The sequence below is a fragment of the Robertmurraya kyonggiensis genome, assembly GCF_005116465.1.
Taxonomy (GTDB): domain Bacteria; phylum Bacillota; class Bacilli; order Bacillales; family Cytobacillaceae; genus Robertmurraya; species Robertmurraya kyonggiensis.
Map to the genome: position 1 here is coordinate 1 of NZ_SWBM01000079.1, position 1,085 is coordinate 1,085.

General features: G+C 41.7%; 3 protein-coding genes. All 3 read right to left on the reverse strand.

What is annotated here, in order from left to right; genetic code table 11:
• Positions 1 to 487, reverse strand: a 487-nt coding sequence (locus FA727_RS25720) for a reverse transcriptase domain-containing protein (RefSeq protein ID WP_206663870.1), incomplete at its 3' end; no start/stop codon positions are given.
• A gap of 75 nt (positions 488 to 562) precedes the next feature.
• Complete coding sequence (locus tag FA727_RS25725; protein WP_136833929.1) at positions 563 to 844, reverse strand: hypothetical protein; 282 nt, start codon at positions 842 to 844, stop codon at positions 563 to 565.
• Positions 845 to 858: 14 nt separating this feature from the next.
• Positions 859 to 1,085, reverse strand: a 227-nt coding sequence (locus FA727_RS25730) for a hypothetical protein (protein ID WP_206663871.1), incomplete at its 5' end; no start/stop codon positions are given.

Below are 1,085 nucleotides of genomic sequence, written 5' to 3' on the forward strand. Positions count from 1 at the left end.
AGCTATCATATTGAGACCTTTTAAAGCCACGTGACAACATAAATGAATCAAACCTTTTATACCACTGACGGGGAGATTGCTTCAAACCATACAAGGACCTTTTCAACTTGCACACATAATTCTCCTTGCCTGGTACTATGAACCCCTCAGGTTGGTCCATGTATATCTCCTCCTCAAGCTCACCGTGCAAAAATGCAGTCTTTACATCTAACTGCTCAAGCTCAAGATCATGTGATGCAACAATACTGAGGAAAGTGCAAATAGAGCTATGCTTCACAACGGGAGAGAATACCTCATTATAATCAATACCAGGAATTTGACTGTACCCTTTTGCTACTAACCTTGACTTGAATCTAGGAGGCTCACTAGGAGACAAACCCTCCTTCCTCTTGTAAAGCAATTTGCAACAGACAATCTTCTTCCCCTTTGGCAATGGATCAATCTCCCAAGTACAATTCTTCTCGAGAGATTGCATCTCCTCCTGCATAGCTGAAATCCACTTCTCACGATTACCACAATCAATAGCTTCTCGATATGTTGCTGGCTCATAAGTGCTATCAACCTATTCAGCACAACTCAAAGCATAATAAGTCATATTACATTCTTCAATAAGACGGGGTTTAGGTCCACAACCCCTCTTTTGCCTGCGATGAGCAATAGGGACATCCTCCTCTAGCTGCAAAACAGGAGGTGATTGCAGAACATCATCACTATGAGCTTCATCATCAACAACATCACTCACGGTCTCCACCTGCACTGGTTCCTCATCAATAACATGCTCCACCTGCACACTGACATGCTGCAATTCTCTTGCTGAATTTTCTGGAACATGATCTGAGGACAATTTATCAGTAAACATCACAGATTCATTGAAACAACTGTCCTGCTCATGAAAGTCTTTCCTGTTTCGGGATTCCACAATTTGTAGCCTTTAACTCCCGAACCATAACCAAGAAACAGACATTTAATAGCTCTAGGCTCTAATTTACCATTGTCAACATGAGCATAAGCAGTGCAGCCAAAAACTTTCAACTGTGAATAATCTGTAGGTGTACCAGACCATACCTCAATGGGTGTTTTCTTTT